A 16,434-nucleotide genomic window follows, 5' to 3' on the forward strand; every position below is an offset into this window, starting at 1 on the left:
ATCCCTCCTAAATTAGCCTTGATAACAAGTAACCTACAAGTCCACTTGTAATAGCTGTTATTATCACCGTTATTACCGTCTCATACCGCTTTACAGGTCTGTCCTTAAGCTCCTGGACATCTTTTTTCACACCAGACATTTCATGCGTGAGCAACTTCATATTGCCATTTAAATCCACGAGAATCTGAGTCTGAGTTTTTTCAATTTCTTCTATTTTTTTATCGTGTCCATCAATCCGGTGCGTGTTGCTAATCGCTCTTTGGGTCACTTCTGTTATCGCCTTTATTTGCATGCAAGGCTCCATTCTATCCCTTCTCTCTTATTTTCGGTAATCAAAAAAAGAGAACCTTTTACAGTCCTCTTCTGTCTGTATAATCATTTCTATTTTTCAAGTTCTGGCCATTTTCCCAATTCCCAATCGGCATCCCTCTGGGGAAGCCACTGTATTCCTTTCAATATCTCGTTATCATTAAAATTTGACCAGTTAAAAAATTCCAGCGTAACATCCTGATTAAAAATATTTGTAAATGAAGCTACATAGCAACCTTGCCACTTTTCCTCAGGATATAATTTTGTAACTTCTTTGTAGATTTCATGAGCGAATTGTTTTACCTGATCTGTAGCTACCTGTTTTTCTTTTAGCGTATAATATCCGAATTGGATATCGTTGAATAGCTCGTAATCAAGATATAACTGTACTTCGTTTATATCCCCTATTCTGTTGATTTTGTAATTAATTTCGGCGTAACCCGTATTTGTTACCAGTACACCGTAATCCTGCTGTAATACATCATATATGTAGTCACGATCAACTTCTGCACTAATCGGCAGACCTGAACAAATAGTAAATAATATAACCATGCTTAAAATTATTTTTTTCATTCCTTCTTACCTCCATATGTTTTATTGTGTAATCAAAAAGGACTACTCATTTCTGAGTAATCCTTAAAACCAAATAGATTATTTATTCTTGCTCCCCCAATTAAGCCTAGGGTATATCTGATATGTATTCCTTTTCAACAAAACCATTTTGCTTATAATAAGTCACTATACATTTTCGGTATCGACCGTCTACTTTATCCGTAAACTTTATCTGCATAAATATTGTTCCGTCGCCTCTTCTATATGTAGTCAATGTTGGAATCCCATTTTCATCTAAATTGCTTAAAATGGGATTCCAATTTTTTAGATTGCCTTTGTGTATTACATCATACCCATTAAATGTAAGTTCTCTCCCAAAAATCTTCATTTTCTACCACCTACCCGATAATTATAATTTTATACTGGTTTGTAGCCGGTGCCTGGGCAAAGGTTACTAAAACAGTATTAGGATCTATAATTGTCATATCTGCATAAACAATTTCGTAGGGTTCTTGATTCGTACGGATGCTAACGATAACATCTAAAGTGTTACGGTTGTGAGTAACATAGAACTGAGTTTCTAACCCATCACCTATCACTTGCGAAATTACCGGATATTCCGTTTCACTTTCAATCAAACCGCCATTATTCATAGATTTTACTACTTTAAAGTTAAAACTTTTTGTTGTGATTCTCTCTGGACCATCGTAAATTTCCATATAGGCAACTACGGTTCCAGCTTTTTCGATTTCTGTTGTTCCTAAATTGTAAATCAATCTTTCGTTATCTACCTTTGGTGTTTTTTTCACCTTGACTCCGTCAGGACGCTCTAAAATTATTCTGTATACATATTGGTTTAGGCTAAAAGTTTTTCCTGAGTTTGATATTTTAAAAATTATTTTATTCAAAGTATCGCCCTGGATAAACTCCATCGGCTCATATCGGGATTCAACTTTAATGTCTAAATCAATTTGATAAATCTTTTCTATTAAGCTCATAGTCCCTCCTTAATACTTTATCTTCCCCAAAATTACGTAAGTGCCGCTTACTGCTGCAACAAGAACTCTATCATTGATTGCAGGAGTATATGAAGCTAATATTGGATATTTTTTTGCACTGGAAGTAATCTCCCCATCAAATTTAATCTGAGGAAAACCGCTTGCAAATAACGCTGTGACTATTGCAAGTTTAAAAACCCTGTATCCTTTATCATTATTAATACTACTTAAAAATTCACCTGCGTTTGGTATTTCACTCATATATTTATAACCCTCCTAACATTATGCTTCATTTTTCCTCCAGCTTGTAACTCTATCTCCCAAGAGGTCTCAGTAAACTTGGATGATATCTCAAGATTCTTATTTTCAACAAAAAGCGTATCCATATAGCTATGATGAGGCATTAATGCAGTTTGAAACTGCACTTTCTCATATATCTGGCTGGCATTGTAAGCTATTCTTTTTGTGTACGCATCTAATGTAGCCTGATCCAGGATATCATCCACCTGTCTAAAATCAACAATGGTTCTGCCCCTGTTAACCGTGGAGGTTTTGGACGTAAGCAGATCATTGGTATATATACTTGTCAGCGGTGTCTTTTCGGGGTTGGAAGCTGTTATAATCCACTTGTTTGGGACATTAAATATGTCAAGTTCGTTTATTGCCCCATCGTATATGATACTTAAATCGTCTGTCTTATATGAATATTCTGTTTCACGGTCACTCGGTAGAATATATGACTTGCTGGTAAAATAACCGTAAGTATCCACCCATATAGATGTATAATTAATTTCTGATAATAATTGGTTTACGACTTCCAGTCTAGATGTACCGATTTCAAATTCTTTGTCAGTTGAGATTAAACCACTATGATCTGTTATATTTACTTTTCTTATGCCAGCGTTGTTTAAGATAGTAGTTATCGCATCAACATATTTGGTTCCTGCCGGAATACGATACCTGTTGTCAAATTTATCCTCTTCCAAGATCACGCTTGCATCATATGCTTCCACTTCTCTCCATACACCGAAGTTATCTCTTCGCGTTGGAGACGATAATAAAAACATGCCTAATGGCCACTCAATGAATTTTCCATCAGGCATGTTTAATAAAAAAACTGGTTGGACTCTATCGTTCAACCAGTCAACATCTTGTAGTTCCGTTTCTTTGAAAGTAAAAGTACCTGTGCGTTTTATATCTGCCAAACTATTAAAATTCATTGAGTTACCTGAATCTGTTGCTAACAATTCACCGATTTTAACTTCATTTTTATTTCTTAGGTCATAACGGAATTTTACTTCACGAACCCCGCCTTTAGCATGAAGCTGATTTATTACATCTGTTGTACTATATCCTCCTATAGCCAAATTAAGCATATCATTTACACCTCCAAGTAGTCGCTATAATCGGTCTGATTTATAGAAAAATTAACCGTATATCCGGCGAAATGGTCTGTTACATTTATTCCTGATATATTTCCATAAAACTTGCGCCTTCCGTCTCTGTACAACACTATTTCCTTCAGGTACAGAATATCAAGTAATTGCTGATATTCCGCATCACTCTTTATAAAGAATGACAGTGTTATTCCACAGCCTAAATGTTCCGAGTATTCTACGACTGGATACTTTCGTCCAGAAAAATAGTTTGTTGTGTTTGGTGTACTGATAGCAATATTCTTAACTGGCCTTTCATTTAGATTGTATTTAACTTCAAATATGTTACTTAGGTTAGATACCGGAGATATTATTGATTTATTAAAGGCCATTGAAACAATGCTCTTTATTTCGCCGTCCAGATAAGTTCCTGTTTTGCTAACAGCTCTCACAAGATATTTATACTCTTTATTGCTTTCAATAGTATAATCCTTAATTACATTTGCAGTTGATTTAGCAACGCATTTAAAGTCGCTTGAATTGATATCTGCTCTGAATAATAATAAATAACTATTGTCTGCTAAATTACTTGTTACATCAATACTGTATTTATTTTGCTTTAACGTGATGGGGGGTTTCACTGGTTTTGGTGTTTCTATGGTAAATTGAGCGCTTGCCCAACTTGAATATAAATCATATTCATTTTTTACTCTAACCTTTACAACATAAGTCCCATCTTCTAAAAAGGTTGTTATTGTATGTGATTTAATTGATATGCTGGGTATATCTCCAGTATCATAAACAACGGTACTACTTTTTATTATTTGGACTTGAAATACCTGCTGAGAACTAGATGTCCACACTATTGTCGGTTTTGGAGTATTTGTATTTGTAATCTCTGTTATTACAGGAGCTGCCGGAGCACCAATTGAGTAGAAAATATTAACATTACTTTCGGGACTGGCTTCATTTAGGTTATTGTATGTAATTACTTTCCAATATATATTTCCTGTAGGCAATGTGTTGGCTGGCATGTCATAATAGTTATTTCCTGTTGTTTGACTTACAGTTGTCCATGTTGTACTATTTGTACTCCACTTGAGGTCAAATTTATATTGACTTCCACCAGTTGAATTATTATACACCCATTTAAATTGGATTACTCCTGAATTTTGAACATATAAACCAATTGGGTCTATTGCGGTTGGTTTTTCTGGAATGGTATCTGTATATGTCACTCTTATCATAGGAGGATTTGCGCTATTTCTTGCTCCAATTTGCCATACAGGGCCTATATCATAAGTAGTTTGGCCCTTACCCTCCCATGCTATAGCAATTCCTTTATTTCTTACATCTGTATTATTGATAAAACCCATAAAGTCTATATTTAAATATGTAGATGCAAGAGTTTCCACATCAATTCTTGTACCATCATGATGTGTCCACCATAGTTCAGGATTCATATAGGTATCACTTTCTGTAGGTGTATACCATAAAGGCTTTATTAAAAATGGATAATTATAACTATCTTTTATATTATAGTTTTCAACATGATTTATAGAATATAATCTTAAATATGCAGATAAAATTGATTTCCCAGCTGGCAGGGATGAAAAATTAAATTTCATTATTGTGATATATCTGTTGTTATCATCATTACCTCTAAAACCTTCAAACCCTCCCAAAAGTAAGGTAGTTGCTGAACCAAAACTAGTTGTAGAATTTTGTCTATCAATATAATTATCTACTATACAAGGTAAATCTACTATATATGTTCCCATTATTTATCCCATCACCGTCCTTACTCTACTTGCCTGGTTTGTTCCCTTAACAAGCTTAACTATATCATTAAACTCTTTTATATTTTTAGCATCAATAACAATGCTGCCGGGCTGGAAGTTATATATATCGCTGGATGATCCTGCCGTCCGCGCCATTTCCATTGACACATCATGAGGAATTATCCGGGTGCCCCGTGGTAAATCCATTATTTCTCCGCCCTCTTCATTGACCCAAGTATATCCCCCACGCCAATTGTTTGTTCCAGAAGCGTTACGGCCTATCTGTAGACTATTACCGGCATTGTTAACAGTACTGGTCATATTTCCTACACTACTTCCAACGCTAGCCATTGTTCTGTTTAACTCATCACCTTTTCCCGTAATAACGGCAATTATGGCGGCTAACGCTATTAAGGCAGCAACAACTCCTAAAATTATCATAGTTGTTTTAAAAGTTACCGGTGTCATTGCTGAGAAAGTACTTGTAATGTCTGCGATAGATTTTACAACAGTAATAGCTACCACCGCTATGCTCCCGATTATTGCAACTGTAGCAAGGACTCTGGGGTTCATCTTGTTTAAAATTTCAAATATTTCAATTAAAGCCGGGGCTAACGCAAGACCAAGATTTAATTTTAATGCGCCGGTCTGAGCGTTCAATTTATCCATATGGTCTTTTAATTGCCCTAATTGATCTAAGTTTTCCGAAGAAATTATAATCCCTAATTTTTGGGCTTCCTCTCCGAGTTCCTTTAATCTACCGCTACCCGCTTCTATCAAAGGATTAAGTTCCTGAGCCGATTTCCCAAATATTTGCATTGCAAGTGCGTCACGTTCTGTTTCATTTCTCATTTTGCCAAGAGCATCAATGACCTCATAAAACATTTGTTCAGAGTCTTTTAGTTTCCCATTATTGGTAATACTTAAATGCAATTGCCTAAAAGCAGCAGACGCCTCCTTGTTACCAGCTTGAGCTGATGCCATTGTTCTGATCATTTTTGTCATGGACCCTGTCATTGTCTCAAGGCTAGCATCTACAAACTCCGCAGCATATTTCAATTCCTGTAATGTGTCTGTAGATATGCCTGTTTGTGCAGATAGTGTTAGTATATCATCAGCAAAATCAGCAGCGGCAAATGATGCCTTTGCAAATCCAGTAATAATTCCGGCTGTTACACCTATTAATGCAAGGGTAGAAACTCTTTGCCCGTCGAGTGCCTTTATGGCCTCCTGTGCACCGGCGGGAAGGTTAATGCCCAGAGCACCTACAAGGTTGTTTATTTTGTCACCAAAGCTCGAAGTTTTCTTTCCGGCTTCCTCTTCCTCTTTTCCAAACTCATCTATTTCCTTGCTGGTTTTTTCAAGTTCTCTTTCCATCCCTACAAGCTCGGTTTCGGCTTTATTTAAACTGACCTGCCATTTCATTGTCTTTGAATCGGCTTCACCATATGTTGTTGCAGAATGCGCCAAAGCTTCCCGGAGTTTTAATATTTTCTCCCGTTGACCGTTGACAGTGTTCTCCAGGACTTCACTTTTCGCCGTAAGTGCTTCCATAGATTTTGCGTTATCGGAGAAACGTGCTGTAACAAGCATCAATTCCGATGTTGTAACTTTGAGGCCGTTATTGATTTCGGTTATAGCTTGCTTGAATTCTTTTTCTCCATCCAGGACAACTCCAGCGCCTATAGTTGTTTTCTTGTTACCCATTATTAATTCACATCCTCCGGTATAATATCATCAATATTTGTATACCTTTTTTCTATCCCATAGAAATACTTGTATTCCTTAAAGAGCAGGTCAAGCTTTCTATATGTCATATGCCATACTTCTTTTTCTGGATAGCCCAAAAGGGTTTTTCCTATAAAGGTCAGCTGCGCAAAGTTTATTTCTTCCGTCTCTGTTCCCTGTTCATTTTCGGTTTCGTCTGACTCTGCGCAGCTATCAAGTTTTTTCCTAATTCCTCAACCTGTTGTACTCGGTCAGCCGGTAATCCTTTTAACATTGCTTCTTGTACCTTTTGCTGTAATACATTAAAGCCACCAAATCCATGTACATATCTGCACAGCTTTCTTTCGTCAATCAAGGATTGCTTATCATTCGGATTGTTATCATTATAAATTTCAATCCCTTCATTGACCATCTGAACAGCAAGCCACTTTGCTACTTCAAGACTTTTTGCAGAATCGTTTAATAAATTATCCATTTTCCCATACTTTTCAACCGCATCACTCATGACATTCAAGGAAAAAACAAGTTCCCGTTCAATGTCAAGTTGTATTTTTACTCCTGTATCTTTTATATCTCTCATAATAAAATCGGCAGGGTTTTAGCCCTGCCTATCTCCTTCCTTAAGCTATATTTAATTCACTTTTTAACCAGGCAACAGCAGTAGCAATACTTGATACTGTAACTTCTTTTTTCCAGACTCCGTCATTTCTCCGCATCATTTTGCCTTCAATCGCCGGGGTCTGCCAGGTTATCTTTTGTCCCTTTGTTTCCATGCTTTCGTCCGGCTCCCCGAATTGAATCTTCGCAAATAGAATTGCTCTATACATACGAACCCCGCCTACAATTTTAGGCACATAGACACCAAATCCAAAATATCCCGGCGTATCCTCGGTTGTGCTTGATAATTCCTTTACTGTTTCACTTTCCACTGTCTTTTCTTCTAAAGTATTATTAAGCCACTCGGCTCTGACTTCTGGTTTTAAATCATCAGGTGTGAATATCATTGAACCTTCAACAAATTCCCTTACCCTCTCTGCTACACCATCATCAGCATACAATGGTTCATCTGATACCGTCAGTTTCATATCAACTTTAATTGCTTTTGCGGCAATCTTGCCGGGGCCATAGCTGTATGTACCATTTTCATTTTCTGTTAACGGTGCATATGCAGGGTATCTCAATCCTATACTTGCCATTATTCTTCATCCTCCATTCCTTCAATGTAAATTTCTATCACTATATGATAATAGCCTGTTTCAGGCTCATATAGTTCCAGTCCAGAAGGAAGTATAGAAAAGCCAGCTTGTTTAAGTTTTTTCTTTACTTCCTTTACAAGACTTTTAAAATTTCCTTTGCTGTAAACATCAACCGTGGCTTCCGTCCCAGCGCCAATTGCTATATCATCAGCAAATATTTCGTCTGATTCAAGCAGTGTATAATAGGTTATATATGATTCACTTTTGCCACTGTACTTTATAGGGCTGACTGGACAGCCAATATTAGATAATGCATCTTCAATAAGAGGATTTACGTTCATGTGTTTTTTACCTCCTCATTGAATACAGCCTGCATTGCTTCAATAACTTTTTCTTCTTTTGAGGATACAGCCGGTCGGATAAATGGCTCTGCATCTTGCTTGCTCGTGCCGTACTCCATAGCCATGGCTTTTTGTGCATTCGTAACACCTTTATCATCTTTACCTTTAAAGTAAACCGAAATAGACAAATCACCATTTTTATTTTCTTTTGGCTTGGATATGGTTATAGAACGCTCAAGGGCACCTGTGGGAAAATCTTTTCTGTATGCTCGGTTACGGTAAAGGTTCTTTTTCAGGTTGCTGTCTACTTCATCCCTCAATATTGCAGCACCCTTTTTAAGCATCTTTTTGCCAATTTCCTTACCGGAAAAACCTAATTTTGTTAACTTATCCATAAGATCTGTCGGTGGAGTTATTGTCATTTTGGCCATAATCTCAACCCCTTACATATCTTTTTATCTCAAGCTGTAATTGTTGGTGCCTATTCATTACATCATCTACACCAACAATTTCAAACACCGCTTCATCAGATAAACGGATCACCCGGCAGTCCGGAGTTACCCCAGGTACAAACCATAGCTTTAGTGACGCCGGTTCGCTGACATTAATGGTAGATGCTTTTACGGTCTTGTACACTTCAACCCCAAACTTATTCTGCCATTCACACAAAATGTGGTTGCAAACATCTTCCCATTTATCAATATCAAAGCCGTCTGCATCTTTTGTAGTGCCGCTCTTTTTTATTATTTTTATGGCTGTATCGGGTCGGATAATCTTAAACATATGTTACCCTCCTATGACAAACTCATTGCCTGCAGCTGTGTCAGTAATATACTAAATGCCGGACTGAATTTCACCTCACCCGGGTTAAGATTCCAGAGGTCGTTTACCCCCACAGTCAACGTTGCCAGACCTAACTCAGTCTCCAGATTAGCACTTGTAACCCCGGCATTTAATATAAACCCTTTTACCGCTAATGTTTTTGCCATCAAGGTATCATCTGTATATTCGCCTGAAATACAAAGACCTTTTTTCACTTCTACCAGCATATTTTCATTACTCATCATCTTGATCACCATCCGTAACATCAAGCAAGAACGGGACTAAAACAATTTTCAGTCCCGTATTTTCTTCCTCGTATCTCAGTTTATGAGACAATTCTTCATGTTCCTGGACAGTGAGTGGACGATTAGCCTTGAAAATTAATACCGTCTGATCAGTTCCAGATGAGAGGTCAATGTCTTTCACTTCCGTAACCTCCGGCGATTTTTCTTTACGTTTTGTCATCGTCATACCCGTCCTTTCTATTAGGTCCCTGAATATCCCCAGTAGGTAAATGTAGTTTTTGCAAACAGAGGCTTGCCGCCGCTATATACCTTACCTCTCCACATAGTCATATCCTTTCCGAATACGTCATCACCAACACTGGAAGGTTCTATTGTGATTTCCTGAGATTCGTTAACAATGTACTGTTCCAGGTCACCAAACAATATATCATCTTCTGCCATAGCAGATGTGAATATAACCCTGTGACCGTCCAACACAAACTGTGTCTTTCCGTTTCCGGTTATTACAGGTATTGTTGTTGTGATTGGAGCTCCCGCCGCATCCGTCATTTTTCTGAAACGGTTGAAGAATGTTTTTCTTCTCATGATGAATGTTGCATCATCACCATATGGCGAATCAACTTCTGCTTCAATATCCATAAGCTTATCCCATGCCATTGCGGAATAGTTCTTTTTTGCTGACGGAGCTGCAGTGATGGAAGGAAGAATGCCAGTAAATGTTCCTGAATCACCATTAAGTACGGCATTGTCAAGGTATGTACCCAAGTATTTACCCATTTCAGTAGCAAGGTAATTATCCAGCGCCGAAATACTATTTTTGAGCAGCAGATTTTTGATTTTTATGGTAGCAACAACAGCTTCCTGTGCAAGCGTTACCTCAGTAAATGTGAAATTAAGAGTAACGGTCCCATCTGCATTCGCAGTAGGTGCACCGGCAGTTCCTATAGGTATCGACACATTACCAATAAATCCATATTTGGTCACTGCTGCATATACCTGGCCATACTTTGTGATTACAGACTTGATTACATCCAGTGTGGTTGTAGGGACAAGATATTCTGCGCCGCTCGTCACACTTCCACCATTCATATCTGTTATTGCTCTTTTACCCATTTCCAGTATTGAAGCATCTTCTTCTGAAACTCTGCGGTTTATAAAGCTTCTGTAAAATGCATCTCTATACTGGGAGCTTGATCTGAAATTTTCCTGCGTGATTTCATTTACTCTCACGTGATTTAGTCCCCCTCTTGTTTCCTCCGGAGCATCTTTCAGTTTTTCATTGATTTCGTCAATCCGGTCTGACATGCTCCTCATTTCGTCAGCTGCCTTACTGACATCTTCAGTTGACATGTCCCTGTGATTTTTGCATTTTTCTTTGAGGGCAAGCCTCTTTTGCTCAATATCGGTTTTTTCCCTGCGAAGCTCGGCGGCTTCCTTCTGACTTAATTTCATGGTTTCATCCTCCTTATAAGGTTTCAATAAGATTTATAAGTGCCAGTTTTTTGGCCTCTTCATTTGCATCTGTTCCCGGATCTTCCGGAACCTCTTCATCGTTTTGCGTAATTATGACGGTATCTTCATAAGCCGGGAATACAACAATGCTGACTTCGTATACTTCATTGATTTTTAATATCACATCAATCTTGTTTTCCCAGTCCGATGCAATCATGGCCTGACTATCAAACCAGAATGACATTCCGTCGATAATCTCTGTCTGCACCCGATCATAAACATAATCGTCCAGCCAGGTGTTACCCAATGTAATTTCAACGAACAGGCCTACATCATCAACAACTGCAGTCATATTCTTGCCGACTCTGCCCAATACCCAAGTCGTGCTATGATCCAGCAATAAAACAAGCTTTGAAAAGTCAACCCCTTCCAAAGCTTTTTTATCTACCTTCTCTATCCACTTACTGCCTCTCCATGGCCGTCCGGGAGTATCAAATAAAATCGGGTACCCTCGGAGCTTTCGAATTGGCTTTCCGTCAATCTCTTCCGTAACAGCCCTGAATTTTGATTTTTCATTTTCATAATTCATTCGCCTTTTACTTTGTGCCGTCAATGGAGATAGTTTTTCAGTTTGGTTCATCTTCTTTTCCTCCTTCCCCCACAACATAATTGCCTGGCTGCAGCTTTTGAAAATTCTTATTTTCCAAAAATTCATCAAGCGCGGCCGGGCCTTTTGGTATTCTCAATCTACGGCGTATTTCATTACGACTCATGATTGTTCCATATACCATTTCTTTATAGAATGCAGTCTTAGCAGACAACGTACTGATCTCAAGGTCTATCGTTTCACCTTCTACAAGATTTCCATGTGATATTTCGGCTTCACTGAAAAGCTTGTAAGTGGTTTCCTCTTCAGCCTGATAGACAATCGGTTTGATGCTGTCATCAATCCACTGTTCATACTGAAGTTCGGAAGCCGTATGAGTAATAATCTCCTTTGACACTCCAAAATAGTTATACAGGTAACTGATAATAGATTCCATCAAGCCGGTATTCAAGGGACTAATTTTCATATCCAGTTTGTGAACATCATATTCGGCTCCAATCATACCAAAGCCAGTTGTGTTCTCGGCTGTCAGAAAAAGCTCCTTGAATTCATCCAGTTTCTTTTTCATGTCTGCGCCTTTTAGCGGAGTGTTAACCTGTAGCAGCGCCGCTATTCTCTGGCTGTTTTCACTGTCTTTCACGGCCTGCGCTTGCATTGTATTGACTATCTGCTCATAATTGCCTATTGCTTGTCTTTGCGCCCCCTGTTTTCCCCCAGGGAACCTTTGCAGGTGAATTATATCGTCATAATAAAACGGGTAATTGCCTCCAAATGTAACGATAATTTTTCCGTCTTCATCCTGACTAAATTCACCCCTTGTGAAAGGCAAAGGCCATAAGGCTTTAATGACTCCTTTGCCGTCCCACTCAGGCATAATATAACAATTGTTTGTTAATAGTAGTGTTGTAACAGCATGCGTCCAGAATACCTGCGGTCCCTGGTAAGGATTAGTACGAACTGTCAGGACATAGTTTAATTTATCACTAACCTTTTCCCAGCTTCCCCCATCAGTATCCGCCCGGATATGATAAAAAGGTATGCTCCCAACCTTTTCAGCCACAAAATTTATTGCTGTCCTAACTTCCGGGATATCGTACAACCTGCGATTTATCTGCATGATGGAATATCCCTGGTTTAAAAGGTCAATGACTTTAGAAGCAACAACATGATTTTGAGAAGATCCAACATTTAGAGCCTTTTTTAAGAACATTGATTAATCACCTCCCCTGGTAAGGATATACGCTGCTGCTATTGAGCAGGCTCCCACAAAAATAAATCCAGCCGGTATGTAAATAAGAAAAACACCTACAGCAATTATTCCGACTCCAGCAACTGCCAAAATATCTTCAAGATATTTCATGTGTCACCTACTTTCTAAACTTCCTCATGTTATACGCCGTGGCACTGAGGCTTTCAATTATTTTTGCTACTTCACAGGCCCTGGCTGCACATTCCGGCACGTTTAGAAGGCCTTTAGCACATTGAGTTGACAGTTTCCCCTGTAAATCTTGCAGAATATTGATTTGCCCCTCTAATACCTCTCTGTGATTCATATCCTTCTCTTGTAATTCAATAGGTTCTGGAAAATCATCAATTGGCAGCGTAAATTTCGCTGTTTTTAGGTGCATTTTGACTATATCGCTAAAAGCAATCGGATTCTTATACCATTGTCCACAAAGTAGTATTATAGCATTGTGTGTGTTATAACCATCCTTGTAGTAATTGCCCTTTGATATAACCAAAGGCTTTTTATTAGTACAAAGATATCCGTTTATCCTCTCCCAATATAATTCCGCACATCTGTTATCCTCTGAGATTATCCAGATATCCAAATCCGGAAAGTCAATAATATAGTTTTTTAGCCGTTCTACTTGCCTTTCCCTTTGCATATAAAGTCCTCCTTAACCTTGAAATTCTTCAAACATATCCTTGCATTTTGTATATGCAATATAAGCACATAAAAAAGACACATAACCATCTATGCGTCCATTGCTTTTTGCCTTATCGGGCTGTATATTTGCATTTATATCTATTCTGGCAGCTGTATTTGTTGTACACCACCGGAACAAACCATTGTGACGGCTGAACTGAACTATTTCATCTTCAAACAGCGCTCTGGTTTCCTTCATCGGACGTGATAGTGATTTTGCGCCCATCGCAACTGGGAACATTACGCCTTTACCGTTCTTATCTTCCACCGGATAACCATGTTTGCCCATGTCCTCGCTCCATTCATCAAAGTGCCAGCGATCTGCGCCAATCTTCCAGAATGTAACTTGATATTTATCAGATAATTCGATAAACCATTCTGTTACATCACTTTTTTTAACCAATGGGCCTTCGCATATTTTTAGTAATTCATTGTTCAGTGGATCCAGCGCATTTGTTTTACAAAAACTCTCATATGCCATCTTATCGGCTTTTGAATTTTGCTCTATTCTCGCCTGGGCTATAAAATATTTCTGGAACAGATATAACTTGCCGCCTATTGGAACCAATGCTGATGCACAACACAAATCTGTTGTTTCCGCAAGGTCAGCTCCACCGGCAGCGTATTTATCCTGAATCATATCCAGCGTCATATCAATTGCACACCGGTCAACATCCTGTAGGTTGAAGTAAATCACACACATGCTGCTTGCACGGTTCAGATGCTTTGCCAAGAAAGACGGCATCTGCGCTGGATCCTTCAGGACTTTTTGATATTCACCCTCCAGATATGACATTGTGGGACGTGCCTCTATTAATCCAGGATTTGCCTTAATCCAGCACTTTCTATCTTCCGGTTTGTCATCGTCATCGATCCGGAAGATTATCGGGAATAATCGCTCATTGCTTTTACCATCAAGCACCGCCGTGGCCCGTTCCAGAACACTATCAAAGATTCCTTCACGTACAAATCCAAAAGTGCTTATAATTACAATAAGCGGCTGCGCTCTGGCACCCATGGCAGAACTGAATACATCATAGGTATTTCTATTTTTGATTGCATGCAACTCATCAATGATAACCCCGTGCGGATTGAGACCGTCCTGGGCTTCGCTGTTTTTACTTCCGGCTTTCATGTAACTATTGCCTGCCGGAAACAGGAGCATTTCTGAATTATCCTTATCTCTGCGGGTTTTTACATGAGTCCTTATGTACTCACTGCTTAAAGCAAAGTTTTTAGCAGCCTCATATACAATGCTGGCCTGCTGTTTCTGTGTAGCAAGGCACCATACCTGCGCAGCTGGTTCCCGGTCACATATCAATAAAAAATCTGCTATCGCTGAAATGAAGGTTGATTTTCCCCATTTTCTTGCAACAAGCAGAACCATTTCTTTGAAATATCGGACAACCATATGCAGTTCGTTGTCGTACATTTTGAAGCCGAATATACAAGCTGCTATGTATTTTTGTTCCAGGGATAATTCAAGGGGCCTTCCTGCCCATCTACCCTCCCGGTGCTTCACGAGTTTACAAAATTCAATAAATGCTTCAACGTCTGTGTTATCGTAAAAGACTGTACTGCTTTTTAAAAGCTTTTCGATTAGTTTCTTAAGCTTTTTAATATCATTACCGTGGTTTTTGGGCTTCTGTTTAACGTAATCATGCCAATCTTGAATATATTTTGGTATCTCAACTTTGGGCATTCAAATCCCGCCTTATAATTTTGGCAAGTGGATCCTCTTGCTGTTTTGAATCATCCTTTACAGGCCGTCTTGCCTCAACCATCTTTTCTATAGCCGCCACGGTCTTGTTAAATTTATCTGAGTAGTTTTTGTATTCCGTGACCTCCGCAGCCATGATTACATTAGTCGCGCCAGCTTTATTGGTGTGTTCTCTAAACAACTTAGTATCCTCATCCTGGTATGATTCAAAAAGATCATCCCGGATTACGCTAAGCCTCTCCAGTTCCTCCAGTGTTGCGTCCAGGAGAGGGTCAATATCAATTTTTTCTTTTCGAAGTGTTTGCCGGATTTTTGCAGCATATGAACGTTTTTTTGTCGACATATGAATATCTACCCCCTCTCCTGCAAATTCTGTCTCGCGTAAAATTTAAGCTCCCATGCACGGTCTCCGTGAAAAGTTTTTAAAAAAATCAACCCGGGGGGATCAAAAATTTCTGCAAGCCTGTGCTCCTATCGTGCTCATCCTCGTGGCAATCATTGCAAAGGTATTCGAGGTTGCTCGGATTAAATGCAATGTTCCAATCTGTTTTGTTGTCATCAGTCAGGTATACTCTATGATGAACAATCCTACCTGGTTTGTACTTGCCTTTCTTTTTGCATCTCTCACACAACCCATTAGCACGTCTTACACATTCTTTCCTTGCAGGTTCCCAACGCGGATCTCTGTAGACTTCTGGAAACTTAGCCATAACTCATAACCTTCCCTTAACGCATTTCGGGAACATATATACCCATTTACCTTCTCGGAATGTGCCCCAGACACATGTCCCGCATTTTACTTTATAAAACATATCCGGTCACATCCTTTCATACAAAGTAAAAACGAGACAGGATATCCGCACCCTGACTCGTTTTCATGTTTTAATATTAAAAGTTAATTTTTCACAATATAAATATAACATAGTGTGTTTGCATCATTCAGCATCATTTTTAAATTATTTTGCACTTAACATCCATTCCTTAAATTTACGTTGTACTGTGGCCCTACTAATCCCCATGTTCTCGGCTATCTGTTCTTGGCTAATACCATTGATGTAAGTGTACATCAATATCTGCCTGAGGTCGCTGTCATCCACCCCATATATGTACTCAGTAATTCGATCTTTCTCATCCATAAGTTCCTGCAGCTTTTGATTAAGTCTGTTTTGAATCCGTTTTATCGTTCGTTCATACTGCGTATTATCAAAGCCTGCGATCCCAATTGGGTGCTCGGTATATGGAAAATAGGGTAATGACCCTAAAACAGTATCCGAAACTGGCATCATTGTGGGATGTACGCTATTTAGCTCTTTTCTAATCTGTTCAATCTCCTTGTTAATCTTTTTCAAAATGGATAGTTCTTCTTTGGTCATTCGA

The 16,434-nt window shown here is 38.7% G+C and carries 25 protein-coding genes; all 25 read right to left on the bottom strand.

Going from position 1 to position 16,434, the window contains the following annotated elements:
- Positions 1–7: 7 nt before the first annotated feature.
- The 25 genes from T344_RS0107015 to T344_RS0107135 all read right to left on the bottom strand — a co-directional run bounded on the left by T344_RS0107015 (position 8) and on the right by T344_RS0107135 (position 16,430).
- On the bottom strand, positions 8–292 hold the full coding sequence (locus tag T344_RS0107015) for a hypothetical protein (RefSeq protein WP_027628106.1): 285 nt from the start codon (positions 290–292) through the stop codon (positions 8–10).
- Positions 293–381: 89 nt separating this feature from the next.
- The gene (locus T344_RS0107020) at positions 382–882 is read right to left on the bottom strand and encodes a hypothetical protein (RefSeq protein WP_027628107.1); all 501 of its coding nucleotides are present in this window, start codon (positions 880–882) and stop codon (positions 382–384) included.
- Between the two features lie 106 nt (positions 883–988).
- Complete coding sequence (locus tag T344_RS0107025) at positions 989–1,249, bottom strand: hypothetical protein (RefSeq protein ID WP_027628108.1); 261 nt, start codon at positions 1,247–1,249, stop codon at positions 989–991.
- A gap of 10 nt (positions 1,250–1,259) precedes the next feature.
- Positions 1,260–1,859: a BppU family phage baseplate upper protein gene (locus tag T344_RS0107030; protein ID WP_027628109.1), complete on the bottom strand. Its 600-nt coding sequence runs from the start codon at positions 1,857–1,859 to the stop codon at positions 1,260–1,262.
- 9 nt (positions 1,860–1,868) lie between these two features.
- A complete protein-coding gene (locus tag T344_RS0107035; protein ID WP_034860741.1) occupies positions 1,869–2,120 on the bottom strand; it encodes a hypothetical protein in 252 nt (83 codons plus the stop codon).
- Positions 2,117–3,235 (bottom strand): hypothetical protein, encoded by a 1,119-nt coding sequence (locus tag T344_RS0107040; RefSeq protein WP_027628111.1) that lies wholly within the window; start codon positions 3,233–3,235, stop codon positions 2,117–2,119. Before T344_RS0107040 ends, T344_RS0107035 begins: the two co-directional genes overlap by 4 nt.
- A gap of 5 nt (positions 3,236–3,240) precedes the next feature.
- Complete coding sequence (locus T344_RS0107045) at positions 3,241–5,016, bottom strand: DNRLRE domain-containing protein (protein WP_027628112.1); 1,776 nt, start codon at positions 5,014–5,016, stop codon at positions 3,241–3,243.
- Between the two features lie 3 nt (positions 5,017–5,019).
- On the bottom strand, positions 5,020–6,723 hold the full coding sequence (locus tag T344_RS29640) for a phage tail tape measure protein (protein ID WP_051571641.1): 1,704 nt from the start codon (positions 6,721–6,723) through the stop codon (positions 5,020–5,022).
- A 2-nt stretch (positions 6,724–6,725) separates the two neighbouring features.
- Positions 6,726–6,863 carry a hypothetical protein gene (locus tag T344_RS30940; RefSeq protein WP_154669422.1) on the bottom strand — a complete coding sequence of 46 codons (138 nt, stop codon included), beginning with the start codon at positions 6,861–6,863 and terminating at the stop codon, positions 6,726–6,728.
- A 35-nt stretch (positions 6,864–6,898) separates the two neighbouring features.
- Positions 6,899–7,324, bottom strand: a complete 426-nt coding sequence (locus T344_RS0107060; protein WP_027628113.1) for a hypothetical protein — start codon at positions 7,322–7,324, stop codon at positions 6,899–6,901.
- Positions 7,325–7,364: 40 nt separating this feature from the next.
- The gene (locus T344_RS0107065; protein WP_027628114.1) at positions 7,365–7,940 is read right to left on the bottom strand and encodes a major tail protein; all 576 of its coding nucleotides are present in this window, start codon (positions 7,938–7,940) and stop codon (positions 7,365–7,367) included.
- A complete protein-coding gene (locus T344_RS0107070; RefSeq protein WP_027628115.1) occupies positions 7,940–8,281 on the bottom strand; it encodes a hypothetical protein in 342 nt (113 codons plus the stop codon). Before T344_RS0107070 ends, T344_RS0107065 begins: the two co-directional genes overlap by 1 nt.
- Complete coding sequence (locus T344_RS27765; RefSeq protein ID WP_051571642.1) at positions 8,278–8,712, bottom strand: HK97-gp10 family putative phage morphogenesis protein; 435 nt, start codon at positions 8,710–8,712, stop codon at positions 8,278–8,280. Before T344_RS27765 ends, T344_RS0107070 begins: the two co-directional genes overlap by 4 nt.
- A 4-nt stretch (positions 8,713–8,716) precedes the next feature.
- Positions 8,717–9,064 carry a head-tail adaptor protein gene (locus T344_RS0107080; RefSeq protein ID WP_027628116.1) on the bottom strand — a complete coding sequence of 116 codons (348 nt, stop codon included), beginning with the start codon at positions 9,062–9,064 and terminating at the stop codon, positions 8,717–8,719.
- A gap of 11 nt (positions 9,065–9,075) precedes the next feature.
- Positions 9,076–9,348: a phage gp6-like head-tail connector protein gene (locus T344_RS0107085; protein ID WP_242842034.1), complete on the bottom strand. Its 273-nt coding sequence runs from the start codon at positions 9,346–9,348 to the stop codon at positions 9,076–9,078.
- Positions 9,338–9,529 (bottom strand): hypothetical protein, encoded by a 192-nt coding sequence (locus T344_RS0107090; RefSeq protein ID WP_242842035.1) that lies wholly within the window; start codon positions 9,527–9,529, stop codon positions 9,338–9,340. The genes T344_RS0107085 and T344_RS0107090 overlap by 11 nt, the downstream gene beginning before the upstream one ends.
- Positions 9,530–9,588: 59 nt before the next feature.
- On the bottom strand, positions 9,589–10,800 hold the full coding sequence (locus tag T344_RS0107095; RefSeq protein WP_027628119.1) for a phage major capsid protein: 1,212 nt from the start codon (positions 10,798–10,800) through the stop codon (positions 9,589–9,591).
- 13 nt (positions 10,801–10,813) lie between these two features.
- Positions 10,814–11,440, bottom strand: a complete 627-nt coding sequence (locus T344_RS31360; protein ID WP_034860744.1) for an HK97 family phage prohead protease — start codon at positions 11,438–11,440, stop codon at positions 10,814–10,816.
- Positions 11,427–12,617, bottom strand: coding sequence for a phage portal protein (locus T344_RS27770; RefSeq protein WP_051571645.1), 1,191 nt, complete (start codon positions 12,615–12,617; stop codon positions 11,427–11,429). The genes T344_RS31360 and T344_RS27770 overlap by 14 nt, the downstream gene beginning before the upstream one ends.
- A gap of 3 nt (positions 12,618–12,620) precedes the next feature.
- Positions 12,621–12,767, bottom strand: a complete 147-nt coding sequence (locus tag T344_RS31235; RefSeq protein ID WP_169738696.1) for a hypothetical protein — start codon at positions 12,765–12,767, stop codon at positions 12,621–12,623.
- Between the two features lie 7 nt (positions 12,768–12,774).
- A complete protein-coding gene (locus T344_RS0107115) occupies positions 12,775–13,296 on the bottom strand; it encodes a hypothetical protein (RefSeq protein WP_027628121.1) in 522 nt (173 codons plus the stop codon).
- Positions 13,297–13,308: 12 nt separating this feature from the next.
- Positions 13,309–15,039 (bottom strand): terminase large subunit, encoded by a 1,731-nt coding sequence (locus T344_RS0107120; RefSeq protein ID WP_027628122.1) that lies wholly within the window; start codon positions 15,037–15,039, stop codon positions 13,309–13,311.
- Positions 15,026–15,400, bottom strand: a complete 375-nt coding sequence (locus T344_RS0107125; RefSeq protein WP_027628123.1) for a hypothetical protein — start codon at positions 15,398–15,400, stop codon at positions 15,026–15,028. The genes T344_RS0107120 and T344_RS0107125 overlap by 14 nt, the downstream gene beginning before the upstream one ends.
- An 88-nt stretch (positions 15,401–15,488) precedes the next feature.
- Positions 15,489–15,767: an HNH endonuclease signature motif containing protein gene (locus tag T344_RS0107130; RefSeq protein ID WP_027628124.1), complete on the bottom strand. Its 279-nt coding sequence runs from the start codon at positions 15,765–15,767 to the stop codon at positions 15,489–15,491.
- Between the two features lie 246 nt (positions 15,768–16,013).
- Complete coding sequence (locus T344_RS0107135) at positions 16,014–16,430, bottom strand: sigma factor-like helix-turn-helix DNA-binding protein (protein WP_034860747.1); 417 nt, start codon at positions 16,428–16,430, stop codon at positions 16,014–16,016.
- Positions 16,431–16,434: the final 4 nt, after the last annotated feature.

It is taken from the genome of Ruminiclostridium cellobioparum DSM 1351 = ATCC 15832 (assembly GCF_000621505.1).
Lineage (GTDB): Bacteria > Bacillota > Clostridia > Acetivibrionales > DSM-1351 > Ruminiclostridium > Ruminiclostridium cellobioparum.